The sequence below is a fragment of the Streptomyces sp. SudanB182_2057 genome (assembly GCF_964272715.1).
In the GTDB taxonomy this organism is placed as follows: Bacteria; Actinomycetota; Actinomycetes; order Streptomycetales; family Streptomycetaceae; genus Streptomyces; species Streptomyces rubradiris.
Map to the genome: position 1 here is coordinate 4,602,544 of NZ_OZ186798.1, position 21,060 is coordinate 4,623,603.

General features: G+C 71.4%; 23 protein-coding genes and 1 pseudogene. 12 read left to right on the forward strand and 12 right to left on the reverse strand.

The features are described 5' to 3' along the window. Window positions 1-111 precede the first annotated feature (111 nt). Window positions 112-1,446 carry a D-inositol-3-phosphate glycosyltransferase gene (gene mshA, locus ACSURM_RS20185; RefSeq protein WP_436956822.1) on the forward strand — a complete coding sequence of 445 codons (1,335 nt, stop codon included), beginning with the start codon at window positions 112-114 and terminating at the stop codon, window positions 1,444-1,446. Continuing rightward, the gene (locus ACSURM_RS20190; RefSeq protein ID WP_436956824.1) at window positions 1,439-1,939 is read left to right on the forward strand and encodes a YbjN domain-containing protein; all 501 of its coding nucleotides are present in this window, start codon (window positions 1,439-1,441) and stop codon (window positions 1,937-1,939) included. The genes mshA and ACSURM_RS20190 overlap by 8 nt, the downstream gene beginning before the upstream one ends. 18 nt (window positions 1,940-1,957) lie before the next feature. Here ACSURM_RS20190 and ACSURM_RS20195 read toward each other — a convergent pair whose 3' ends face one another. Beyond that, entirely contained in the window at window positions 1,958-2,590 is a 633-nt protein-coding gene (locus tag ACSURM_RS20195) for a hypothetical protein (RefSeq protein ID WP_436956826.1), read from the reverse strand. 80 nt (window positions 2,591-2,670) lie between these two features. Continuing rightward, window positions 2,671-3,471, reverse strand: coding sequence for an AraC family transcriptional regulator (locus ACSURM_RS20200; RefSeq protein WP_436956828.1), 801 nt, complete (start codon window positions 3,469-3,471; stop codon window positions 2,671-2,673). 49 nt (window positions 3,472-3,520) lie between these two features. Here ACSURM_RS20200 and ACSURM_RS20205 point away from each other — a divergent pair, with 49 nt between their 5' ends. Beyond that, complete coding sequence (locus tag ACSURM_RS20205) at window positions 3,521-3,946, forward strand: DUF2000 family protein (protein ID WP_436956830.1); 426 nt, start codon at window positions 3,521-3,523, stop codon at window positions 3,944-3,946. Window positions 3,947-4,010: 64 nt separating this feature from the next. On the opposite strand, the gene ACSURM_RS20210 is transcribed toward ACSURM_RS20205, so the two are convergent. Both ACSURM_RS20210 and ACSURM_RS20215 read right to left on the reverse strand, forming a co-directional pair. Then, window positions 4,011-4,484 carry a carboxymuconolactone decarboxylase family protein gene (locus tag ACSURM_RS20210; protein ID WP_436956832.1) on the reverse strand — a complete coding sequence of 158 codons (474 nt, stop codon included), beginning with the start codon at window positions 4,482-4,484 and terminating at the stop codon, window positions 4,011-4,013. Window positions 4,485-4,655: 171 nt separating this feature from the next. Next, the gene (locus ACSURM_RS20215; RefSeq protein ID WP_436956834.1) at window positions 4,656-5,951 is read right to left on the reverse strand and encodes an MDR family MFS transporter; all 1,296 of its coding nucleotides are present in this window, start codon (window positions 5,949-5,951) and stop codon (window positions 4,656-4,658) included. Window positions 5,952-6,121: 170 nt separating this feature from the next. Between ACSURM_RS20215 and ACSURM_RS20220 the strand changes: the two genes are divergently transcribed. Then, the gene (locus tag ACSURM_RS20220) at window positions 6,122-6,883 is read left to right on the forward strand and encodes a phosphoglyceromutase (protein WP_436956836.1); all 762 of its coding nucleotides are present in this window, start codon (window positions 6,122-6,124) and stop codon (window positions 6,881-6,883) included. A gap of 139 nt (window positions 6,884-7,022) precedes the next feature. Then, the gene (locus tag ACSURM_RS20225; protein ID WP_436956838.1) at window positions 7,023-7,313 is read left to right on the forward strand and encodes a hypothetical protein; all 291 of its coding nucleotides are present in this window, start codon (window positions 7,023-7,025) and stop codon (window positions 7,311-7,313) included. 268 nt (window positions 7,314-7,581) lie between these two features. Here ACSURM_RS20225 and ACSURM_RS20230 read toward each other — a convergent pair whose 3' ends face one another. From ACSURM_RS20230 to ACSURM_RS20250, 5 genes and pseudogenes are all read right to left on the reverse strand, one after another. After that, window positions 7,582-7,815 carry a hypothetical protein gene (locus tag ACSURM_RS20230; RefSeq protein ID WP_436961276.1) on the reverse strand — a complete coding sequence of 78 codons (234 nt, stop codon included), beginning with the start codon at window positions 7,813-7,815 and terminating at the stop codon, window positions 7,582-7,584. Between the two features lie 98 nt (window positions 7,816-7,913). After that, window positions 7,914-8,006: pseudogene (locus ACSURM_RS20235) on the reverse strand (NUDIX hydrolase); the annotation flags it as partial. A gap of 30 nt (window positions 8,007-8,036) precedes the next feature. Further along, window positions 8,037-8,828 carry an SDR family NAD(P)-dependent oxidoreductase gene (locus ACSURM_RS20240; RefSeq protein WP_436956840.1) on the reverse strand — a complete coding sequence of 264 codons (792 nt, stop codon included), beginning with the start codon at window positions 8,826-8,828 and terminating at the stop codon, window positions 8,037-8,039. Continuing rightward, complete coding sequence (locus ACSURM_RS20245; RefSeq protein ID WP_436956841.1) at window positions 8,809-9,921, reverse strand: hypothetical protein; 1,113 nt, start codon at window positions 9,919-9,921, stop codon at window positions 8,809-8,811. Before ACSURM_RS20245 ends, ACSURM_RS20240 begins: the two co-directional genes overlap by 20 nt. After that, window positions 9,918-11,825 carry a nucleotidyltransferase domain-containing protein gene (locus ACSURM_RS20250; RefSeq protein ID WP_436956843.1) on the reverse strand — a complete coding sequence of 636 codons (1,908 nt, stop codon included), beginning with the start codon at window positions 11,823-11,825 and terminating at the stop codon, window positions 9,918-9,920. Before ACSURM_RS20250 ends, ACSURM_RS20245 begins: the two co-directional genes overlap by 4 nt. Before the next feature lie 706 nt (window positions 11,826-12,531). Here ACSURM_RS20250 and ACSURM_RS20255 point away from each other — a divergent pair. Together ACSURM_RS20255 and ACSURM_RS20260 are read left to right on the forward strand one after the other, a co-directional pair. Next, complete coding sequence (locus ACSURM_RS20255) at window positions 12,532-13,557, forward strand: tetratricopeptide repeat protein (RefSeq protein ID WP_436956844.1); 1,026 nt, start codon at window positions 12,532-12,534, stop codon at window positions 13,555-13,557. A 170-nt stretch (window positions 13,558-13,727) separates the two neighbouring features. Continuing rightward, entirely contained in the window at window positions 13,728-14,174 is a 447-nt protein-coding gene (locus tag ACSURM_RS20260) for a nuclear transport factor 2 family protein (protein ID WP_436956845.1), read from the forward strand. A 73-nt stretch (window positions 14,175-14,247) separates the two neighbouring features. Here the strand turns inward: ACSURM_RS20260 and ACSURM_RS20265 are convergent, their stop codons facing one another. Further along, window positions 14,248-14,406: a hypothetical protein gene (locus ACSURM_RS20265; RefSeq protein WP_436956847.1), complete on the reverse strand. Its 159-nt coding sequence runs from the start codon at window positions 14,404-14,406 to the stop codon at window positions 14,248-14,250. A gap of 358 nt (window positions 14,407-14,764) precedes the next feature. Further along, window positions 14,765-15,454 (reverse strand): phosphate signaling complex protein PhoU, encoded by a 690-nt coding sequence (gene phoU / locus ACSURM_RS20270; RefSeq protein WP_359047106.1) that lies wholly within the window; start codon window positions 15,452-15,454, stop codon window positions 14,765-14,767. Window positions 15,455-15,692: 238 nt separating this feature from the next. Here phoU and ACSURM_RS20275 point away from each other — a divergent pair, with 238 nt between their 5' ends. Then, window positions 15,693-16,988 (forward strand): sensor histidine kinase, encoded by a 1,296-nt coding sequence (locus ACSURM_RS20275; RefSeq protein ID WP_436956849.1) that lies wholly within the window; start codon window positions 15,693-15,695, stop codon window positions 16,986-16,988. Further along, window positions 16,985-17,665 (forward strand): response regulator transcription factor, encoded by a 681-nt coding sequence (locus tag ACSURM_RS20280; protein WP_030612283.1) that lies wholly within the window; start codon window positions 16,985-16,987, stop codon window positions 17,663-17,665. Before ACSURM_RS20275 ends, ACSURM_RS20280 begins: the two co-directional genes overlap by 4 nt. Window positions 17,666-17,759: 94 nt before the next feature. Here the strand turns inward: ACSURM_RS20280 and ACSURM_RS20285 are convergent, their stop codons facing one another. Then, a complete protein-coding gene (locus tag ACSURM_RS20285) occupies window positions 17,760-18,437 on the reverse strand; it encodes a DUF461 domain-containing protein (RefSeq protein WP_436956850.1) in 678 nt (225 codons plus the stop codon). Between the two features lie 615 nt (window positions 18,438-19,052). On the opposite strand from ACSURM_RS20285, the gene ACSURM_RS20290 reads away from it, so the two are divergent. The 3 genes from ACSURM_RS20290 to ispF all read left to right on the forward strand — a co-directional run bounded on the left by ACSURM_RS20290 (window position 19,053) and on the right by ispF (window position 21,054). Next, window positions 19,053-19,535, forward strand: coding sequence for a CarD family transcriptional regulator (locus ACSURM_RS20290; RefSeq protein ID WP_003953493.1), 483 nt, complete (start codon window positions 19,053-19,055; stop codon window positions 19,533-19,535). Between the two features lie 282 nt (window positions 19,536-19,817). Beyond that, on the forward strand, window positions 19,818-20,570 hold the full coding sequence (gene ispD, locus ACSURM_RS20295; protein ID WP_436956852.1) for a 2-C-methyl-D-erythritol 4-phosphate cytidylyltransferase: 753 nt from the start codon (window positions 19,818-19,820) through the stop codon (window positions 20,568-20,570). Then, window positions 20,560-21,054: a 2-C-methyl-D-erythritol 2,4-cyclodiphosphate synthase gene (ispF, locus tag ACSURM_RS20300; RefSeq protein ID WP_436956854.1), complete on the forward strand. Its 495-nt coding sequence runs from the start codon at window positions 20,560-20,562 to the stop codon at window positions 21,052-21,054. Before ispD ends, ispF begins: the two co-directional genes overlap by 11 nt. Window positions 21,055-21,060 lie beyond the last annotated feature (6 nt).

Sequence of the window (21,060 nt, forward strand, 5' to 3'; positions counted from 1 at the left end):
GGCAAAGCCGCTTGATCGGGAAATGGCAGGGCACCCGCCCGCTGTTGGAGTCCTCGGGAGGGCGCCGGTGGGCCCTCCTGACGGCATGCCCGCACCAAGGAGGTCCGCCACGTGAGCCAGTACGTCAGCAGGCTCGGGCGACGCTCCCCGTCGGCCTCCCGGCTCCGGCTGTACCGCAGACCCCGGCGGGTCGCCATGCTCTCCGTGCACACCTCCCCGCTCCACCAGCCCGGCACCGGCGACGCGGGCGGCATGAACGTCTACATCGTGGAGCTGGCCCAGCGGCTCGCCGAGATCGACATCGAGGTCGAGATCTTCACCCGGGCCACGACCGGCGGCCTGCCCCCCGCCGTCGAGCTGGCCCCCGGCGTCCTCGTCCGGCACGTCGACGCGGGCCCCTACGAGGGCCTGGCCAAGGAGGACCTCCCCGCCCAGCTGTGCGCCTTCACCCACGGCGTGATGCAGGCGTGGGCAGGGCACCGCCCCGGCCACTACGACCTCGTCCACTCCCACTACTGGCTCTCCGGGCACGTCGGCTGGCTCGCCGCCCAGCGCTGGGGCGTGCCCCTGGTGCACGCCATGCACACCATGGCCAAGGTCAAGAACGCCAACCTGGCCGAGGGTGACACCCCCGAGCCCGCCGCCCGCGTGATCGGCGAGACCCAGATCGTGGGCGCCGCCGACCGGCTCATAGCCAACACCGACGAGGAGGCCGGCGAACTGGTCCGGCACTACGCGGCCGACCCCGCGAAGGTCGCCGTGGTCCACCCCGGCGTCAACCTCGGCCGCTTCCGCGCCGCCGACGGCCGCGCCGCCGCCCGCGCCCGCCTCGGACTGCCCCAGGACGCCCTGATCCCGCTCTTCGCGGGCCGCATCCAGCCGCTGAAGGCACCGGACGTACTGCTGCGCGCCGTGGCCGTGCTGCTGGAGCGCCGCCCCGAGCTGCGCTCCCGGCTGGTCGTCCCGGTCGTCGGCGGCCCCAGCGGCAGCGGGCTCGCCAAACCGGAGGGGCTGCAGAAGCTCGCGGCCCGGCTGGGCATCGCGGACGTGGTGCGGTTCCGGCCGCCGGTCGGGCAGGAACAGCTGGCCGACTGGTTCCGGGCCGCGTCCGTGCTGGTCATGCCGTCGCACAGCGAGTCCTTCGGCCTGGTCGCCATCGAGGCGCAGGCCACCGGCACGCCGGTGCTCGCGGCCGCGGTCGGCGGACTGCCGGTGGCCGTGCGCGACGGCGAGACCGGCTTCCTCGTCCAGGGCCACGACCCGGCCGACTACGCGCGGGTGCTGGGCCGCTTCGCCGACCACCCCGACCTCACCGAGCGCATGGGCCGGGCCGCCGCCCGGCACGCCCAGTCCTTCGGCTGGGACACGGCCGCCGCCGCCACCGCCGACGTCTACACGGCCGCGACCCAGTCCCACCGCCGTCGCGTACGCTCCCACCATGGCTGATGTCGAGAAGGCCGGGCAGATCCTGGAGGGCGTCTTCCGGGACGCGGAGCTGGAGTGGGAGAGCCCCGGGCCCGGGAACTACGTCGTCCGGCTCCCCGGCACCCGCAAGCTGTCCACGACGGTCTCCTTCCTCGTCGGCCGGCACTCCCTGTCGCTGAACGCCTTCGTCATCCGCCACCCCGACGAGAACGAGCCCGGCGTCCACCGCTGGCTGCTGGAGCGCAACCTCAAGCTCTACGGCGTGAGTTACGCCGTGGACCGCCTCGGCGACATCTACGTCACCGCCCGCCTCCCGCTCGCCTCCGTCACCCCGGACGAGGTCGACCGCCTCCTCGGCCAGGTCCTGGAAGCGGCCGACGGCGCCTTCAACACCCTGCTGGAGCTGGGCTTCGCCTCCTCGATCCGCAAGGAGTACGCCTGGCGGGTGTCCCGCGGCGAGTCCACCGGGAACCTGGCGGCGTTCGCGCACCTGATCGAACGCCCGCAGGACTGACGAGGGCGGCCCGGGGGCTCAGGACGGGTCGGGCGCGGGGGTCGGGGTCCCGGCGCCGTGGTCGAGCTCGTCGGCGAACGCCCGCAGGGCATCGGCCAGTTCCCTCTTGGTCGGCAGCTGGTCGACCTTCTTGTCCAGCTCCGTGATGCGCCGGTTCAGCTCCTCCAGGCTCGCCGTCCCGGTGGGTTCGTCCGTGGGGTCCGGGCCCGGTCCGGTACCGCCGTCGACGCCCGTGTCGCCGCTTCCTTCGCTGCTGCCCCCGTCGACGACACCGCCGGTGGTGCCGGAGCCGCTACCGGAGCCGTCCTCCGGGTCACCCCCGGTGGCGCTCCCGCCGTCGGACGCGCCGCCGTAGAACATGCCGCCGCCGGTGGACGTGCCGTCGGACGTGTCCCCGGACGTACTGCCGGAGGACATGCCGCCGTCGGACGTGCCCCCGGTGTCCGCGTCCGGCGGAACGGTGGCCGCGACGCCGCGCCCCTGACGGGGGGACTCCTCCGAAGGGGCCGCGAGCGCCGCGCCGACGCCGACGGCGACCAGGGCCGCGGCACCCGCCACGGCGAGCGAGACGCGTCTGAGCCGCAACCCGCCCCCGGAGGCCGGGGATTCGCCGGAGGTCTGTGTGTCCTGTGCTTCTGGTGTGTCGGTCATGCGGGGAGGCTAACCAGCGGTGATCGGCGGACGGGAGGCTTCCGCCGAACCCCGCGCACACCGCCGCACGTCTCCACGGCTCAGCGGGCGCTGTTCCGGTAGCGCCCCGGGGTGACGCCGACCAACTTCCTGAAGTGCCGGGTGAGATGGGACTGGTCGTAGAAGCCGGCGGCCGACGCGACCTCGCCCGGCGGCACCCCGTCGAGCAGCAGCCGCCGGGCCCGCCCGACCCGCAGGGACATCAGGTACTGGTGCGGTGCGATGCCGTACGCACCGCTGAACGCCCGTACCAGATGGGCCGGATGGGCGTGCAGCGACCGAGCGGCCTCCTCCAGGGAGACGCCGGGGACGACCCGGGCGTCCAGCAACTCCCGCAGCCGGCGGGCGAGTACCGGGTCCCGGAACCGGCGCGGCGCACCGGCGCGCGGGCGCAGATGGAGCCGCAGCCGCTCCGCGACCAGCGTCAGCCTGCTCTCCGCCTCCAGTTCGTCACCGGGCCGGGCGAGGGCGGAGTGCAGCCGGGCGACCCGCACCCGGAGCAGGGGGTCCCGCAGATCGGGGGAGTCCACGGCCGGACCGATCAGCTCCTCCCCGAGCCGGCCGGCGTCGAGGTACACGACCCGCTTGCGGAAACCCCCCGGTGTGGCGGGGGAGCCGTTGTGCGGCACGTGCGGCGGCAGCAGCGACACGGTGTCGTGCGGGGTGCCGTGCTCGTGCCGGTCGAGGTCGTACCGTACGGCTCCGTCGTCCACGATCAGCAGCGTCCAGGCGTCGTGGACGTGCATCGGATAGGCGTACTCGGTGAAGCGGGCGTGGAAGACCTCGGTGACGCCCGGCACCACGGGGCGCCACGCGGTGACGAGTTCCTGCCCGGCGGCCATGCAAAAAACGTACAAGACCCGGCAGCGCTCCGGAGGCGACGCTCGGTCCATGGACACCGAACCCCTCCGCTTCGACACGAAGATCGCCGTACTGCTGCGCGCGGACCTGGAGCCCTGGCAGCGCCTGAACGTCACCGCCTTCCTGGTCAGCGGCCTGGGCACCGCGTCCCCCGAGGTGATCGGGGAGCCCTACGAGGACGCGGACGCCGTGCCGTACCTGCCGATGTTCCGCCAGCCCGTGCTGGTCTTCGAGGGCACGAAGGAGACCCTGAAGGCGGCCCACGGCAGAGCGCTGAGCCGCGCCCTGCCGCGCGCGGTGTTCACCTCGGACCTGTTCGCCACGGGCAACGACCGCGACAACCGCGCGGCGGTCCGGGCCGTCCCGACGGACGACCTGGACCTGGTGGGACTGGCGGTGTACGGCCCGAAGAATGCGGTGGACAAGGTCCTGAAGGGCGCGCGGATGCATCCGTGAGGGTGCCCCGGCCGAGTGATGCGTGGGCGCACGAACCCGTGGGCGCACGCACCCGTGAGCGTGCTCAGCCGAACATGCCGGGCACGTAGTCGCCGGCGGGCTGCTGGACGATGACGTTCGCGCGGTTGTAGGCGTTGATCAGGGCGATGAGCGCGATCAGGGCGCCGAGCTGCTCCTCGTCGTAGTGCCGGGCGGCGTTCGCCCACACCTCGTCCGGGACACCGCCGGAGCCGTCGGCGATCCGGGTGCCCTGCTCGGCCAGCTCCAGCGCGGCCCGCTCGGCCTCGGTGAAGACGGTGGCCTCCCGCCAGGCCGCGACCAGGTGCAACCGGGTCGCGCTCTCCCCGGCCGCCGTCGCCTCCTTAGTGTGCATGTCGGTGCAGAACCCGCAGCCGTTGATCTGGCTGGCGCGGATCTTCACCAGCTCCTGAGTGGCGGCCGGCAGCGAGGACTCCGCGAGCGCCTGCCCGGCGGCGTTGAAGTGCCGGATGACCTTGCCGATGACCGGGTTGGCGAAGAGGTTGAGGCGAGCGTCCATGGTGTCCTCCTGGTGGGTAGTGGCTGCTTCCACCTCACTGACGGACGCGGGCGCGGGGATGTGACATGGGCGGGTGTGACGTGGGTCTCGCGGGGGGTGAGGTCGGGGGGGGCCGGGCGGTAGGACCCTCCGCCCCCACCCCTCTCCCCTCCCCGGCGGGGACGGGTCGGCTCAGGCGGCAGAAACCTCAGTCCCCGCACCCGCCCCCGCACCCGTACCTGCCCCCTTGTCGGCCGCTGCCGGGGCCGCGGCCGTAGCTCCGACGGGCTCCTCCGGCGGCAGCCGGCGCATCAGCACGGCGTACCCCAGACCGGCGGCCGTCCCCACCACCGCGCACAGGCCCCACAGCCAGCCCGCGCCGAGCCGGTCGATGACCGCGCCCGACATCAGCGGGGCGACCAGCGCGGCGAGGGACCAGGACAGGGTGTACACGCCCTGGTAGCGGCCCCGGCCGTGCACCGGTGAGAGCCGGACCACCAGGCCGGTCTGGGTCGGGGCGTTGACGATCTCGGCCAGGGTCCACACGCAGACGGTGAGCATGAAGACGCCGACCGATCCGGCGAAGGCGGTCAGCCCGAAGCCGTACCCGGCGAGGACCGAGGAGACGACGAGCAGGGTGCGCGGGTCCCGGTGTTCGATGAACCGGGTGACGGGGATCTGCAGGACGACGATCAGGATGCCGTTGACGGCGACGGCCAGGCCGTAGTCGGCGGGGGAGAACCCGGCCCGTCCCATGGCCACGGGGAGCCCGACCGAGCCCTGCTGGAAGACGAGGGCGACGAGGAAGGACAGTCCGACGACGGCCATGTACCGCCCGTCGCGCAGCACCGTGCCGAGACCGACCTCCGCCTCCGCCTGCCGGGCCGTGGGCGCGGGCCGCGACTCGGGGACCTTCGCGAAGACGACGACCGCGCAGGCCAGGGTCATCCCGGCCTCGATCAGGAACCCGGCGAGATAGCTGAACTCGGCGATGAACCCGGCCGCCATGGAGGAGACGGCGAACCCGAGGTTGATCGCCCAGTAGTTGAGGGAGAACGCGCGCACCCGGTCCTCGGGGCGCACGATGTCGGCCATCATCGCCTGCACGGCGGGCCGGGAGGCGTTGGAGGCCATGCCGACGAGGAAGGCGACACCGGCGATGGCCACCGGATCGGTCATGAACCCGAGCAGCGCGACGGAGACGGCGGTGGCGCTCTGCGCGATCAGCAGCGTGGGCCGCCGGCCGAGCCGGTCCGCCATCACCCCGCCGGCCAGCGAGGAGACGACCCCGCCGAGCCCGTGGAGGGAGGCGACGAGACCGGCGTACGAGGCGGAGTAGCCGCGGTCGAGGGTGAGGTAGAGCGCCATGAAGGTGGCGACGAAGGCGCCGAGCCGGTTGACGAGCGTGCTCGTCCACAGCCACCAGAACTCGCGCGGCAGCCCGGAGACGGACTCCCGGACGGCACGTCTGACACGGGCTGGTGACATCGAGGTTCCCCCACGGCGGTAAGCGGCTCAAGTGGCGAGGACACCTTACGAACGCGGAGAGGGGGCCCGCCACTCAATTAGCGGAACATGTCAATCGAGCGCCGGGGGCGAGGGGCGGCCGACGGCCGTCCGCATCCCATCCCGGATTTCCCTTAGGTAGGCTCAGGACCATGGCCGACGCACCGTACAAGCTGATCCTCCTCCGCCACGGCGAGAGCGAGTGGAACGCGAAGAACCTGTTCACCGGCTGGGTGGACGTGAACCTGAACGAGAAGGGCGAGAAGGAGGCAGTCCGCGGTGGCGAGCTTCTGAAGGACGCCGGTCTCCTGCCCGACGTGGTCCACACGTCCCTCCAGAAGCGCGCGATCCGCACGGCCCAGCTGGCGCTGGAGGCCGCGGACCGCCACTGGATCCCGGTCCACCGCTCCTGGCGCCTGAACGAGCGCCACTACGGCGCCCTCCAGGGCAAGGACAAGGCGGCGACGCTCGCCGAGTTCGGCGAGGAGCAGTTCATGCTCTGGCGCCGCTCCTACGACACCCCGCCCCCGCCGCTGTCGGACGACTCCGAGTTCTCCCAGGCCCACGACGCGCGCTACGCGACGATCCCGCCGGAGCTGCGCCCGCGCACGGAGTGCCTGAAGGACGTCGTCATCCGGATGCTCCCCTACTGGTACGACGCCATCGTCCCCGACCTCCTGACCGGCCGCACGGTCCTGGTCGCCGCCCACGGCAACAGCCTGCGCGCCCTGGTCAAGCACCTGGACGGCATCTCCGACGCCGACATCGCGGGCCTCAACATCCCGACGGGCATCCCCCTGGCCTACGACCTGGACTCCGACTTCAAGCCGGTCACCCCCGGCGGCAAGTACCTGGACCCCGAGGCAGCGGCAGCAGCCATCGAGGCGGTCAAGAACCAGGGCAAGAAGAAGTAAGCCCGACCGATCAAGCCCCCTGCCTGCGCTTTCTCCGTGCAGGTAGGGGGTTTGTTGCTGTGGGGGTGGCCGTACACCAGGATGGGGCGCTTCTTTCCGCCGGACAGCGCCGCTGTCCGGCCTGTCCTGGGGGGCCTCTGTGATCACCGCTGTTTCGGACGGGCACGACCCAGCCAACCAGCTCCGGACGAGCGTGCTCACGCTGGTCTTCGGCATAGCGCTGATCAGTGCCGGGCGGATGCTGTGGCGTTCCGGACGGCTGCCTGCGTATCTGGACCTCAAGCAGAAGGCGCTGGGCACGCTGGTGCCCCAAGAAGGACGCAGCACCGGCGTCCGGGCACTCGGGGCGGCCATGATCGGCATGGGCGGATTCTTCCTCTTCGGTACCGCCTGCCTCGCACTCGCCGGGTTGGGCATGCTCGGTCCCTGAGAGGGCGACGCATGCGGGAGCCCACTGTTGCCCACGGTGTACGGGTACACCCCGAGCTGGGCACGGGGTGTCGCATGGAGCCTCCTCCAGGATCGGCGGAAGGAGCCTCAGGCCGAGGACCGCGGACCTCGCAACGACCTCGCGCTCCATGACCCTCTGTCGGCCGGCAAGGAAGCAGCTGCGGGATCCAAGCCATTGACACTAGCGACCCTTCAGGGCCGTCTCATCTCGAAGTCGGCCCTGAAGACGTGCTGACGTACTCGACGGCTCAGAGCGATGCCTCTACTCCGAGGCTTCCCGCGGTGATGGCTCCCCGCAGGACGTGGGCGATCTCCTCGGGCTTGAGGTCGATGCCGTCGAGCCCCTCCGTGGTCAGCGGGATCTCCTCCAGCGCGTACTCGCCGCGTCCCTCGGCGCTGAACTCGGGCCCGGTGCGATCCTCGAAGGACCATGCCGCGATCCGGGCGAGGTAGAAGAGCTGACGCTCGTCGTCGGACTCCATCGTGTGGAGCAGGCGGACGATGTCGGCCTTCCCCGCGATCTCCTCTGGAGGGCGGCCTCGCGGGACTCGTCGCCGGGTTCCACACCGCCGCCGGGTAGAACCCAGTACTCGGGGATGCCGGGCCTGGTGCGGCGGATGACCAGCATCGTGTCGTCGGCGGTGATGAGGACGGCACGGACTCGTTCGATCATTTCGGTTCGTCTCCTTGCTTGTCGTCGGTCTCAGTGGAGCAGCCAGCCGCCGTCGACGTGGACGGACTGCCCGGTGATGAACGAGGCGGAGGGGCCCACGAGAAACGCCACCAGGGCCGCGACGTCCTCCGGTCGGCCACGGCGCGGGACGCACTGGCGCTTGATCTGGTCCTCCGGCCGCGCACGGTGCTGCGCGGGAAGGGCGTTCTCGGCCTCGACCTGGATGGCTCCGGGCATCACCGTGTTGACGCAGATCCCGTACGGGCCCAGTTCACGGGCGAGGGAGCGGGTCAGGCCCAGCAGTCCGGCCTTCGCGGTGCTGTACGCGACGAGGTTCGTCCGGCCGGCGCGGGCGTTGACGCTGCCGATGTTCACGATCCGGCCCCAGCGGCGCTCGATCATGTCGGGGGTGAGTGCGTGGCAGGTGCGGTAGTGGGCGGTGAGGTTCACGTCGAGGGAGTGGTTCCAGGCGGTCTCGTCGGTGTTCTGCCAGGCGACACGGGGGTAGGCGCCGGCGTTGTTCACCAGGATGTCGACGGGGCCGATCTCGGCGCGGACGAGGCCGGCCATGGTACGGACGGAGCCCGGGTCGGTCAGGTCGGCGTTGACCGCGATCCCGGGGCTGCCCGCGCGTTCGAAGGCGGCGAGAAGGGCGTGGGCGTCGGGGTCCCGGCCGAGGTGGTTGACCGCGACGGTCGCCCCGGCGGCGGCGAGCGCCCGCGCGATCTCGGCGCCGATGCCGGTGGCGCCGCCGGTGACGAGGGCGTTGCGGCCCTGGAGCGGCCGGGTCCGGAGAGGGGCCTCAAGCAGGTGCTGGGACATTGCTGCTCCGTCCGCCGGGGCCGGGGTGAGGGGCCGGTGTGGTGGTGAAGAAGGTGCCGAGCGTTGTGTGGGGGTGCTGGCTCTCGGCAAGTTTGATCAGGATGAGCAGAAGGTCGTGTCCGGTCAGCCGGGAGGGCGGGATGACGCCGAGGATGCGCAGGGCGAGGAAGGCACGGACCTCCTCCAAGCCGCTGCCGTTCACCCTGAGAAGGCCGTCCAGGGCGCGGGCGAGGGCCGCGGTACGGCCGGGGCCGGTGTACCAGGAGTACCGGACGTCGATGTGCCGAATGCCCCGGTGCAGTTCCAGGTGCTCGATGCGCGGGCCGGACAGGGGAGACAGGGCGAGTCGGAGGGTGCGGGCGTACACGTCGGGCCGGTAGCGGGGGACGAGCCAGCCGCCCAACCCCATCAGGTACCAGAGCAGGTTCGCGGCCTCACCCGCGACGGTGTTGCGGCCGGCGAAGTCGAAGTCGAGCCAGCACAGCGGGTCGGCGATGTTCGGTTCCGTCGGGTCGCCCTGCGTCAGGCCGGCGCGCAGGCGACGGTCGGGCGCCAGGGCGGCACGGAGGCGCTCGATGGTGTCAGCGACGTCCAGCGTCAACGGCCTGCCGTTGGCGGTGAGCGTGAAGTCGGCCAGTTCCCGCAGGGTGAGGACCGTACCGGTGTAGGGCAGGGCGAACGGCAGATCCCGGAGCAGGTACCAGCGGTCCAGGCGGCCACCGTGGCGAATGCGGTCGAGGTAGAGGTCCGGGACACACTCGGCCAGCGGCACGATCTCTCCGGTCTCCTCGGCCGCCGCCCGCAGATCGGCGCAGACGCCGTCCACGAGGCGGTTCAGGCGGGGCTGCGCGGCCGGATCGCGGTCGGCGAGCGCGATCACGTCGCCCATGAGCAGCTCGCACCGACCGGTAGCGAAGACGTCCTCGTAGGCGACGAGCTGCCTGTCCGGTAACGCGATCTGCCCGTGAAGAGCCGGGACCGCGATACGGGAGGCAAGCCGTGCCCATCCCTTCGTCTCGGCTTCGGCCTGTTCCCGGGTCGCCACCGGCTTGTGGAAGACGCCCGCTGTCGTCGAGAACCGTCGAGTGCTCACCGCCTCTCCTCGGGGAGGGTGTCCAGCCAAGCCTGGAGAACGAGACGGGCGAGCGCTTCGGCGGCGGGCCGGTCGGTACGGGCGGTGCCGACCAGGCTCGTGTCCTGCCGCGTGGCGTCGAGGAGGACGGTGAGGGCGTCGCCGTCGGAGGGGCATTCGATTCCGCTGAACCGAAGCTGGATCTTCGCAAGAAGCGCGGCGACCTTGTAGAGGGCGCGGAGGTCGGGTGTTCCCTTGAGGAGCTGGCGGCGGATCTCGACGGCGGCCTGGATGCCGTCGCGCAGGCTGGTGGCGATGTCGGTGGCGGCATCCGGAGCGGGCAGGGCCAGGCCGGGGGTGGCCCACAGGGGTACCAGCGCTCCGCTGCCGAGGAGAGCAAGGACGTGGAGGAGCCGGGAGGTGACAGCACCGGCACGGCACTCGCCGCGCGTCAGCACGGTCATGCCCAGCTTGACCCCGCCGAGTTCCGCCTCCAGGCCCGCGAGGATCTGGCGCAGCTCGTCGAGGGAGGAGGTGTCGGCCACGACCAGAACGTCGAGGTCGCTCCAGCCATGCTGGTATTTGCCCCGGGCGCCGCTTCCGGTGACGACCAGCAGGTCGATCAGCGGGCGCAGCCCGGTGGTGCGGTCGAGGAACTCGGCCAGGTACGACTCCAGGTTGACGGGGAGCCCGAGCGCGTTGACCGGCATGGTGGAGGGTTGGTATTCAGGCCAGCGGCGGTCGAGCACGATGCGGTCCAGCCGCCGCTCCAGCTTCAAGCGCGGACCGTCGTTGGCGATGACCTCGTGGGCGAGGGAGACGATCTTGTCCGCACCCCGTGCGGCCTTGACGAGGTCGCGGCCGACGACATCCAAGGCCCCGGCAGTGCCCCGACGCGTGCGCGTGGCCTCGGCGGCGTCCAGGTAGACCATGGTGAGCTGGGGCCCGAGCATCCGGGCGAGTTCGGCGGTCGAGTCGAAGTCGTGCAACGACTCGATGCTGACGGAGTCGAGGAAGTGGTGGGCCTGGCAGTAGCGGTCCAGGGCGTCCACGATCAGCTCGGCCTGCACGACCGGCCCGAGCCGGTACGGGTCGTGATTCCCGGCCCGGCCGGCCGCGTCCTCGATGAGGTACCCGATCTTGAGCCGGGCGTGACCGTGCTGGGTGCGCAGGTACTCGCCGGCCGTGCTCTTGCCGCTCTCCGACATGCCGCCCAGCGCGGTGACGTGCACTCCGGCCAGGGCCCTGCCGGGCACCTTCGGGTGCAGGGGCGCCAGAAGCCGACGCACCTCGTCCTGGACGGCGACGGTGGGCCGGTCGCCGATACGGATCGCCATCGGAAAGCGACCGTCGTCGACGAGCCGGTTGATCTGCTCGTGGAGTCGGCGCTGGTACGCCGCGTAGATCTCGGTGACGGTGACCTCGTGGGCCAGGCTCCGACGGGTGCCTTCCTCCGGGTCGTCGCAGTGCAGGAGGACGAGGGCATGCTCGTCCTCTTCGGCGGCCCGCAGGTCGGTCTCGTACGAGGACAGCAGGTACCGGGTCCGGTCCGCGGCCTGTTCGGCACTCAGGTCCTCCCGTACGGCGACCGTCGCGGCGACGGACGCCTCCAGCATCGGGATGCCCCGGTCCAGCAGGCGCACCGGCGCGGAGAAGGGGTGCCGGGAGCGTTCGAGGTAGGAGGTGGCGAGGACGTCGGCCACCTCCTCGACGGGTCCGGTCTCGAACCACCAGCGGGCCATGCCGCCGGCCTTGATGGCGGCCCAGCGCGGGTCGTAGTGGTCGAGCGGGCCTGCGGAGGTCGCGGCCGGGCCCATGCGTCGGGCGAGGATTCCGATCTGCTTGGTCTTCCCGGTGTTGTCGGGGCCGCTGAACGCGACCGACACGGGGAGGGGATACGTGTCGCTGTCGGACGGAGTGGACATCGGCTTCCCTTCACTGTGATGCGCGGCGGGTACGCCGGCGAAGTGCCGGTGACGACCTGCGGCGAGATGGGGGTTGGAGCTGCGGCCCGGTCGGGTCGGGCAGAGCGGCGGGCCGGCGATCGGACAACGGGTAACGGCTCACCGGGCCGGCTCCAGGACAGCGCGGTGCTGTTCTGCACCGGGCCGTCGGGGGAGCGAAATCACGCGTGTCCGTGCGCTGTCCGAGGGCATTGCCACCGTCGGTTCCTCTCACGTGTCCGGGCAGGCGCCAACACCGACCTGAACGGGACCTGTTCGAGCCATTCGGAGGCCTGCGGGTGATGTTCAGTGAACGGCGGTCCGTGCTCCCGGGACAGGGCCCAGGATGTAGTCCTGCGTAATCCCGCGTAATCCAGGTGGGGAGGGTGACGGGGTGCCGAGGAACCCGGCCGTCGCGGAACTGATCAAGCGGGCCTGTCAGGAACGTGGCTGGGGGCCTTCGGAGTTGGCACGCGCACTCGGTCTCGCCGAGTGCGGTGACCCGCGCCGCTTGCAGCGTCAGCACGCGCGGCGGTGGATGGAGGGCGAACGGACTCCTGGCCACTGGTGGCCGTATATCGCGCAGGTGTTAGGGCTGGACCCCGAGGCGATCATCCTTCCGGAGCCCGCGCCTGCGGCCCTTCACACGGATACCGTGGCATCAGTCCTGCATCTGGGAAGGAGCGACGTGGAACGTCGGGAGTTCATCCTCGCCTCCAGCGGATACGCGCTTTCCGCACTCGGGCTGCCCGACATGGACAGCATCACGCGCCGGACCAAGACCGCTCTTCCCGGAGCCGTCCGCGTCGGCCAGGGCGAAGTGGCTGCCGTACGCCACATGGTCAAGGCCCTCGGCGACTCCGCCTCCGAGCTCGGCGGTGGCCACGCCCGCCACCTGGCCGTCCGTTACCTCACCCAGGACGTCGCCCCCTGGCTGGAGGGCCGCTTCACCGAAGCCACCGGCCGCGACCTGTTCGCCGCCACCTCCCAGCTCGTCCACCTCGCCGGCTGGATGACCCAGGACGAAGGCGACACCCCCGAACTCCGCGGACTCGCCCAGCGCTACTACGCCCACTCCTACCGCTTGGCCGCCGAAGCCGGAGACCCGGAACTGTCGGCGACGGTCCTCCGCGGCCTCGCCGTACAGTGCGTCGACCTCGGCTACCGGGCCGAAGCCGTCCAGCTCGGCGAAGCCTGCGTCGACTACGGTCGCAACCTGGACAACCCGCGCGCCGTCGCCTACTACGAGGCCACCCTCGCCAACGCAGCCGCCCAGGACGACGACCGCCGCACGGCCACCAAACACCTCGCCCTGTCCGAGACCGCCATCGGCAAGCAGGCCGCCGCACCCGGCGACTCGTGGGCCGCCCACTACTCACCCGGCCGCTGGGCCCACGAATCCGGCATGATCCTCGCTCGCCTCGGCGACCTCGCCGCCGCCGAGGAAAACCTCCACCTCGCCCTCGACATCCACGGCCTCGACCGCCGCCGCACCCGCGCCATCGTCCTCGCCGACCTCGGCGGCGTCCGCCTCCGCCAAGGCGACGTCGACGGTGCCCTGGCCACCTGGCGCGACTTCCTCGACTGCGCCGACGGCATCCGGTCCGTGAAGGTCCAGGCCGCACTCCAGGACATGCGCGTACGCCTGCGCCGGTACAGCGGAGTCCCAGAAGCCGAGGAGCTTCGTGAGCGGGCGGCCCGCATCACCAGCTGAGAGAGACGACCGCAACGCCTTCCGCCAGGAGCCGTCGTAGCCGTTGCTCCAACGGCACGCGGCGTCATTACCTCCTTGGTAATCGACCATCCCACTCCACCCCTGGCAAGGTCGAGCCCATCGGCAAGCCCCCCGTCGGGAGCCGGTCCCGCAGTCGTGAGGAGAGCTTCATGTCCGACAAGTCCAGTGTGACCAGGGTGAGTACAGACTCCGTCGCCGAGGCCACCCGTTCCGTCGTGCAGGAGTTTCTCGCCGCCCGGCTCGCCGGGGACACCGAGCGGCTCGTGGAGATCTTCGCGGACGAAGTGGACTGGCTGCTCGCCGAGAACCCGGTCGTTCCCTGGATCCGGCCGCGGTCCACGGGTGCCGAATGCGCCGCCCAGTTCACGGAGTTGGCGGAGCACACCGTGCCCGAGGACGCGCGTGCCTCCGTGGACGCCTTCCTCGTCGACGGTGCCGACGCCGTGCTGATGGGGCATGTGTCGGGGACCGTACGCGCGACCGGGAAGTCCTTCGCGGGGCCGTTCGCGTTGCGGCTCACCGTCGAGGACGGCCGGATCACGCGGCACCACCTCTACGAGAACAGTCTGTCGATCGCCGAGGCGTGCACACCCTGAGGGCACCGTCCGGCCGGGCCGGGAGCGGCGGAGGGCCGGCGCGAAGCGTCTTCGCGCCGGCCCCGGTCGTCGTTCAGCCGCACTGGCAGGGGTTGCCCGACTGGCACCCACAGCCGCAGCCAGAGCCGCAGCCGCACGCGGCGACCAGCGGAAGGGTCCTGATCTCGGCGGGCTGCTCGGTCTCGCGCTCCTGCGTGGGGTCGGGCGTGGTGCTGCCAAGGGATTCGGCCATGGGTCCCCTCCTAATACCTCGGGGCAGGGATGCCCTCACCCATTTCATGCCCATTCGGCCGGGCGCATCAACGGCGCACGGAGGCGTCCGGCCACCGGCCACCCAGGCGTCCGGCCGAATGGGCACCCAGGCGTGCGGCCCCTGTGAGGCGTCCGGCCCCCCGGCCCGTCGGCCGCCCATCCCGCCGGCCACCTTGGCTTGTTGGCCACCCCAGCCCGCCGACCGCCCCAGCCTGCTGGCCCCCCTCCAGCCCGCCGACCGCCAGGGGCCGGCGGCACGCGCACCACCGAAGCACCGGAAAAACCCGAAGAACCCGAAGCCCCCGCAGCCGGCAAACCCCCGCGGAACCCCCGGAGGGCTACGCTCCCTCCACCCCCGTAACCGCCTGAATGTCCGCCTGCAGCTCGTCCGCGTGCTCGCCCGTCACCAGGTACACCACCCGCTTGGCCACGGCCACCGCGTGGTCGGCGTACCGCTCGTAGTAGCGGCCCAGGAGCGTGACGTCGACCGCCGTCTCGATGCCGTGCTTCCAGCGGTCGTCGATGAGGTGCTGGAAGAGGGTGCGGTGCAGCAGGTCCATCTCGTCGTCGTCCTGCTCCAGCTGGAGGGCGAGGTCGACGTCCTTCGTCACGATCACCTCCGCCGCCTTCGCCATCAGGCGCTGCGCGAGCTGGCCCATCTCCAGGATGGTGGCGTGCAGGTCGTGCGGGACCGCCCGGTCGGGGAACCGCAGCCGCGCCAGCTTCGCCACATGCTGGGCGAGGTCGCCGGAGCGTTCCAGGTCGGCGGACATCCGCAGCGACGTGACGACTATCCGCAGGTCCGTGGCCACCGGCTGCTGCCGGGCCAGCAGGGCTATCGCCCGGGCCTCCAGGTCGTGCTGGAGCTCGTCCACCTTCTGGTCGCCCTCGATCACGCTCTCGGCCAGCTTCAGATCCGCGTCGAGCATCGCGGTCGTGGCGCGCCCGATGGCCGACCCGACCAGCCGGGCCATCTCCACCAGTCCGTCGCCGATCGAGTCCAGTTCCTCGTGGTACGCGTCCCGCATTGTGGGTTCCCTCTCGTGCGTGGTCGTCCGGGGATCTCGGGGGCCGTCACATCACACGTGCGCCCCCTGGCGAAACCGGCGGTACGTGCCCCACGTTCCACGCTGTGCCCCGTACGCGTCCTTTTCCGCCACCCCAAATGAACCAATGCTGGCTCCAAGGTGAACTCTGGGCGACGAGTGTTCGAGGTCGCACCCGGACGGCTGTGGGCATGTCGTACCCCATGCCTAACCTTGAGCCATGGACGTGAACGCGGCGGTCGCCGCAGCGGCAGCGATCGCCGGGGTACTCACCGGCGTCATCGCCATGCTGGCGTTCCGCTGGAGCGAACGCGACCAGAAGCGACCGACCAGGACTTCCTTGCACACCGATCCCGTACTCCCGCCCGGCGTGGACACCGTGCTGTCGGTGCTGCGCTCCTCCGCCGTGGTCCTCGACGAGGCCGACGCCGTCGTCAAGGCCAGCTCCGCCGCCTACGCCCTCGGGCTGGTGCGCGGGGGCAAGCTCTCGGTGGAGCCCATGCTCCAGATGGCCCGGGACACCCGCAGGGACGGGGAGATACGCCAGGTCGAACTGGATCTCCCCCGGCGCGGCACCGGACGCGGTGAGGCCCTCGCGGTCTCCGCGCGCGTGGCCCCGCTCGGCTCCCGCCTGGTCCTGCTGCTGGTCGAGGACCTGACGGAGGCCCGCAGGATCGAGGCGGTACGACGCGACTTCGTGGCGAACGTCAGCCATGAGCTGAAGACGCCCGTCGGCGCGCTCTCCCTCCTCTCCGAGGCCGTCATGGACGCCTCCGACGACCCCGAGGCCGTACAGCGCTTCGCCGGCCGGATGCAGATCGAGGCGACCCGCCTGACCAACCTGGTCCAGGAGCTGATCGACCTCTCCCGGGTGCAGAACGACGACCCGCTGGAGGACGCCGAGCCGGTGCGCGTGGACGAGCTGGTCGCCGAGGCCATCGACCGCTGCCGCCACCAGGCGGGCACCAAGCAGATCACCATGGCGTCGAACGTGTGGTCGCCCGAAGGGGCCGATCAGGACGGCCGACGCGAGGGCGGCACCGCCGACCTGCACGTGTGGGGCAACCGCGGACAGCTGGCCGCCGCCCTCGGCAACCTGGTCGAGAACGCCGTCAACTACTCCCCGGCCCGCACCCGCGTCGGCATAGCCGCCCGCAGGGTGCCCGCGCCCGGCGGCGACATGATCGAGCTGGCCGTCACCGACCAGGGCATCGGCATCTCCGACAAGGACAAGGAGCGCATCTTCGAGCGCTTCTACCGGGTCGACCCGGCCCGCTCCCGCGCCACCGGGGGCACCGGTCTCGGTCTCGCGATCGTCAAGCACGTGGTCGCCTCGCACGGCGGGGAGGTCACGGTCTGGAGCGCCGAGGGCCAGGGCTCCACCTTCACCCTCAGGCTGCCGGAGGCGGGCGCGGCCCGCGACCGCGCACAGCAGCACCCCGGCTTCGACGACGAGGCCGGACCCACCGACTCATCCCCGTACGCTTCGCTTCCCGCCCCGGAGGTCCTTCCGTGACCCGTGTGCTCGTCGTCGAGGACGAGGAGTCCTTCTCCGACGCCCTGTCGTACATGCTCCGCAAGGAGGGCTTCGAGGTCGCCGTCGCGGCGACCGGTCCCGACGGTCTGGACGAGTTCGAGCGCAACGGCGCCGATCTGGTCCTCCTCGACCTGATGCTGCCGGGCCTGCCCGGCACCGAGGTCTGCCGCCAGCTGCGCGGCCGTTCCAACGTCCCCGTGATCATGGTGACCGCGAAGGACAGCGAGATCGACAAGGTCGTCGGTCTCGAAATAGGAGCCGACGACTACGTCACCAAGCCGTTCTCCTCCCGTGAGCTGGTCGCCCGCATCCGCGCGGTGCTGCGCCGGCGCGGCGAGCCGGAGGAGGTCGCCCCGGCCGCGCTGGAGGCGGGCCCGGTCCGCATGGACGTCGACCGCCACGTGGTCACCGTCGCCGGCTCCAAGGTCGACCTTCCGCTGAAGGAGTTCGACCTGCTGGAGATGCTGCTGCGCAACGCGGGCCGGGTGCTCACCCGCATGCAGCTCATCGACCGCGTCTGGGGCGCCGACTACGTGGGTGACACCAAGACCCTGGACGTCCACGTCAAGCGCCTGCGCGCCAAGATCGAGCCGGACCCGGGCGCGCCGCGCTACCTGGTGACGGTGCGCGGGCTGGGCTACAAGTTCGAGCCGTAGGCCGCGCCGGACCCAGACGTACGCCGAAGGGCGGCACCCGGATACGGGGTGCCGCCCTTCGGCGTGACGAGGACCGGCTGGTGACCCGCGGTCGTCAGTGACCGGCGGCCGACTGCGAGGCCGAGTCGCTCGGGGCGACGGCCTCGCCGGAGGCGCTGCCCGACGGGGTCGCCTCGCCGCTCTGCTCCGGCTTGCCGCTCTCGGAGCCGTGCGCGCCCGGGGCGCCGGTCTTGGTCGCCGTCGCCGACGCCGTGGCGGACGGGATGGCCGTCGGGCCCCACTTGTCGAAGTAGCTGGTGGCCGGGACCACGAAGGCGCTCAGGGTCACCTTGCCGGTCTTGCTGAGGGTGAAGGTGACCTTCTGGGCGTCGCCGTCCTTGACGGCCTCGCGGCCGCTGGGCAGCGTCGCGGTGGCGTTGCCCTTGCCTCCGATGACCAGCGTGCCGCCCGCGGGGACGGTCACGTTCTTGCCCTTGGCGGGCTTCAGGTCGGCGGACTTGCCGCCCTGAAGGGTCACGGACTCCAGGGTCTCGGCGGTGTCGCCCGAGTTGAACAGGGTCGCGGAGATCACCGCGGGACCCGTCGACTTCAGGTCGGGCTGGGTGATGACCAGGGCGTTCTGGATCTTGATGGCACCGACGCTGGTCGCCGCGTTGTCCGGCTTGATCTCCAGGGTCTGCGAGTCGTTGCCGGCGCCGCAGGCGGCGAGCGAGGCGATCGAGAAGACGATGGCGGAGGCGGCGAGGGCGCCGCGTCGAAGGCTGCTGCTCACGGCGGCGGCAACTCCTTGAACGCGCGGGCGGCTCCTCTTATAAAGCCGCCCTAAGTGTCTGTCAGCGGCCTTAGGCTACCGAGCCGTTCCCGGGCCGCCGCACCCGACCCTCCCCCAAGCACCGTCCATCCCTCCAGGTGGGGGTACCTCGGCGGGCGCAGGTGGCCTGCCGGTCACATTGCGAAGGCGCTCGTCTGCCATTCGTATAACGCGACGGTGTGCGCCTCTCGGTGACCGTCGCGAAATTTCCGTGATGGAATGCGCGGGCTCCCCGAAATTGATCACGGCACGCCCGTCCGGGGGCCCGTGATCAATTTCGGATTCGGCTCACATCCGCCCGTGGGCGCCGAACGGAGTAGCGGAAGTCGCACTCCCGGAGCCGGACAAAACGGGATGTTCCGCCACTTGGAGCGGCCTCCCGGGGCGTGTAACGTACGCGTTTCACCTCGCCCGAAGAGCCCCTCCCACCTGCGAATACCCGCTTCCGCGAGGCCCTCGCAGCACGTCCCGGTTGCTGTTGTCAAGCCCTGAGATATGCCCTGACCTGCGAAAACGCCATTCAGAAGACGCCGTATCCGTGTTACCCTGGATAGCCACGGAAGGGGTACCTGTCACATGACGTTCAAGGTTGGCGACACCGTGGTCTATCCCCATCACGGGGCCGCGCTGATCGAGGCTATCGAAACTCGCCAGATCAAAGGCGTGGACAAGACCTACTTGGTGCTGAAGGTCGCCCAGGGTGACCTGACGGTACGTGTGCCAGCGGACAATGCGGAGTTCGTCGGCGTGCGTGATGTGGTCGGTCAGGACGGACTGGACCGGGTCTTCGAGGTGCTGCGCGCGCCGTATGCCGAGGAGCCCACGAACTGGTCCCGCCGCTACAAGGCAAACCTGGAGAAGCTCGCCTCCGGCGATGTCATCAAGGTCGCGGAAGTCGTGCGTGACCTGTGGCGACGCGAGCGCGAGCGCGGACTGTCCGCCGGTGAGAAGCGCATGCTCGCCAAGGCCCGCCAGATCCTGGTGAGCGAGCTGGCGCTCGCGGAGAACACGAACGAGGACAAGGCCGAGGCCCTGCTCGACGAGGTGCTCGCCTCCTGACGCGCAGAGGCAGCGAACCATCGCTTCCGGCACGCCCAGCACAGCAGTGAAATGCCGCGGTGCCCGTTGACACTGACCCTGTCGCCGGGCGCTGCGGCATGTTCGTCCCTGCGGACTGTGCTGCCCCGGGAAGCCCGCGGTGCAACCCCCCGATACCCGGCGTGCCGGGCCCGGGCGGACGGCTCGACCAGGGTCACGGAAAGGGTCCGGTCAAGGCGCCGCGCCCGGCACTCCTGAAGGCCATACCCACGTAGGTCGAGCACACAAACCTGACAGGAACCGATGTCTGACGAATCGCGCCCCACGCCCGCGCAGACCCCCGTCGCCGCCGTGATTCCCGCCGCCGGCCGGGGCGTGCGCCTCGGTCCGGGCGCCCCCAAGGCGCTCCGCGCGCTGAGCGGCACGCCCATGCTCATCCACGCGGTCCGCGCCCTCGCCGCGTCCCGCCATGTCTCCCTCGTGATCGTCGTGGCCCCGCCGGACGGCGCCGCCGAGGTCAAGTCCCTGCTGGACGCGCACGCACTGCCCGAGAGGACGGACTTCCTGGTCGTCCCCGGCGGCGAGTCCCGGCAGGAGTCGGTCCGGCTCGGCCTGGACGCCCTGCCGCCGCAGTACGAAATCGTGCTGGTCCACGACGCGGCCCGCCCGCTGGTCCCGGTCGAGGCGGTCGACGCGGTCGTGGAGGCCGTACGCGACGGCGCCCCCGCCGTGGTGCCCGTGCTGCCGCTGGCCGACACGGTCAAGGAGGTCGAGCCCGCCGCCGCGGCCGGCGACCCCGAGCCGGTCGTCGCCACCCCCGAGCGGGCCCGGCTGCGCGCCGTCCAGACCCCGCAGGGCTTCGACCGCGCGACCCTGGTCCGCGCCCACGAGACCGTCACCGAGAACGTCACCGACGACGCGAGCATGGTCGAGCAGCTGGGGCTCACCGTCGTGGCCGTCCCCGGTCACGAGGAGGCGTTCAAGGTCACCCGCCCGCTGGACCTGGTCCTCGCCGAGGCCGTACTCGCCCGCAGGAGGCTCACCGATGGCTTCTGAGGCACCGCCGCTTCCCCAGGTCGGCATCGGCACCGACATCCACGCCTTCGAGGAGGGCCGCGAGCTGTGGTGCGCCGGCCTGAAGTGGGAGGACGAGGGCCCCGGGCTGGCCGGCCACTCCGACGCCGACGTGGTCGCCCACGCGGCCTGCAACGCGCTGTTCTCCGCCGCCGGGCTCGGTGACCTGGGACAGCACTTCGGTACCGGCCGGCCCGAGTGGTCCGGCGCCTCCGGCGTCACGCTGCTCACCGAGGCCGCCCGGATCGTACGCGCGGCCGGCTTCGCCATCGGCAACGTCGCCGTCCAGGTGATCGGGCCCCGCCCGAAGATCGGCAAGCGCCGCGACGAGGCCCAGAAGATCCTCTCCGAGGCGGCCGGCGCCCCCGTGTCGGTCTCCGGCGCCACCACCGACGGCCTGGGCTTCCCCGGCCGCGAGGAGGGACTGATGGCGGTGGCGACGGCCCTGGTGGTGCGGGTGCGCTGAGGCGTG

Bases quoted from the DNA above. Each gene is read 5' to 3' on its own strand.
- ACSURM_RS20250 (WP_436956843.1), bottom strand. From the start codon at position 11,825: ATGTCCACTCCGTCCGACAGCGACACGTATCCCCTCCCCGTGTCGGTC.
- ACSURM_RS20275 (WP_436956849.1), top strand. From the start codon at position 15,693: ATGGACGTGAACGCGGCGGTCGCCGCAGCGGCAGCGATCGCCGGGGTA.
- ACSURM_RS20195 (WP_436956826.1), bottom strand. From the start codon at position 2,590: ATGACCGACACACCAGAAGCACAGGACACACAGACCTCCGGCGAATCC.
- phoU (WP_359047106.1), bottom strand. From the start codon at position 15,454: ATGCGGGACGCGTACCACGAGGAACTGGACTCGATCGGCGACGGACTG.
- ACSURM_RS20265 (WP_436956847.1), bottom strand. From the start codon at position 14,406: ATGGCCGAATCCCTTGGCAGCACCACGCCCGACCCCACGCAGGAGCGC.
- ACSURM_RS20290 (WP_003953493.1), top strand. From the start codon at position 19,053: ATGACGTTCAAGGTTGGCGACACCGTGGTCTATCCCCATCACGGGGCC.
- ispF (WP_436956854.1), top strand. From the start codon at position 20,560: ATGGCTTCTGAGGCACCGCCGCTTCCCCAGGTCGGCATCGGCACCGAC.
- ACSURM_RS20205 (WP_436956830.1), top strand. From the start codon at position 3,521: ATGGACACCGAACCCCTCCGCTTCGACACGAAGATCGCCGTACTGCTG.
- ispD (WP_436956852.1), top strand. From the start codon at position 19,818: ATGTCTGACGAATCGCGCCCCACGCCCGCGCAGACCCCCGTCGCCGCC.
- ACSURM_RS20215 (WP_436956834.1), bottom strand. From the start codon at position 5,951: ATGTCACCAGCCCGTGTCAGACGTGCCGTCCGGGAGTCCGTCTCCGGG.
- ACSURM_RS20230 (WP_436961276.1), bottom strand. From the start codon at position 7,815: ATGGAGTCCGACGACGAGCGTCAGCTCTTCTACCTCGCCCGGATCGCG.
- ACSURM_RS20260 (WP_436956845.1), top strand. From the start codon at position 13,728: ATGTCCGACAAGTCCAGTGTGACCAGGGTGAGTACAGACTCCGTCGCC.
- ACSURM_RS20190 (WP_436956824.1), top strand. From the start codon at position 1,439: ATGGCTGATGTCGAGAAGGCCGGGCAGATCCTGGAGGGCGTCTTCCGG.
- ACSURM_RS20220 (WP_436956836.1), top strand. From the start codon at position 6,122: ATGGCCGACGCACCGTACAAGCTGATCCTCCTCCGCCACGGCGAGAGC.
- ACSURM_RS20210 (WP_436956832.1), bottom strand. From the start codon at position 4,484: ATGGACGCTCGCCTCAACCTCTTCGCCAACCCGGTCATCGGCAAGGTC.
- ACSURM_RS20240 (WP_436956840.1), bottom strand. From the start codon at position 8,828: ATGTCCCAGCACCTGCTTGAGGCCCCTCTCCGGACCCGGCCGCTCCAG.
- ACSURM_RS20200 (WP_436956828.1), bottom strand. From the start codon at position 3,471: ATGGCCGCCGGGCAGGAACTCGTCACCGCGTGGCGCCCCGTGGTGCCG.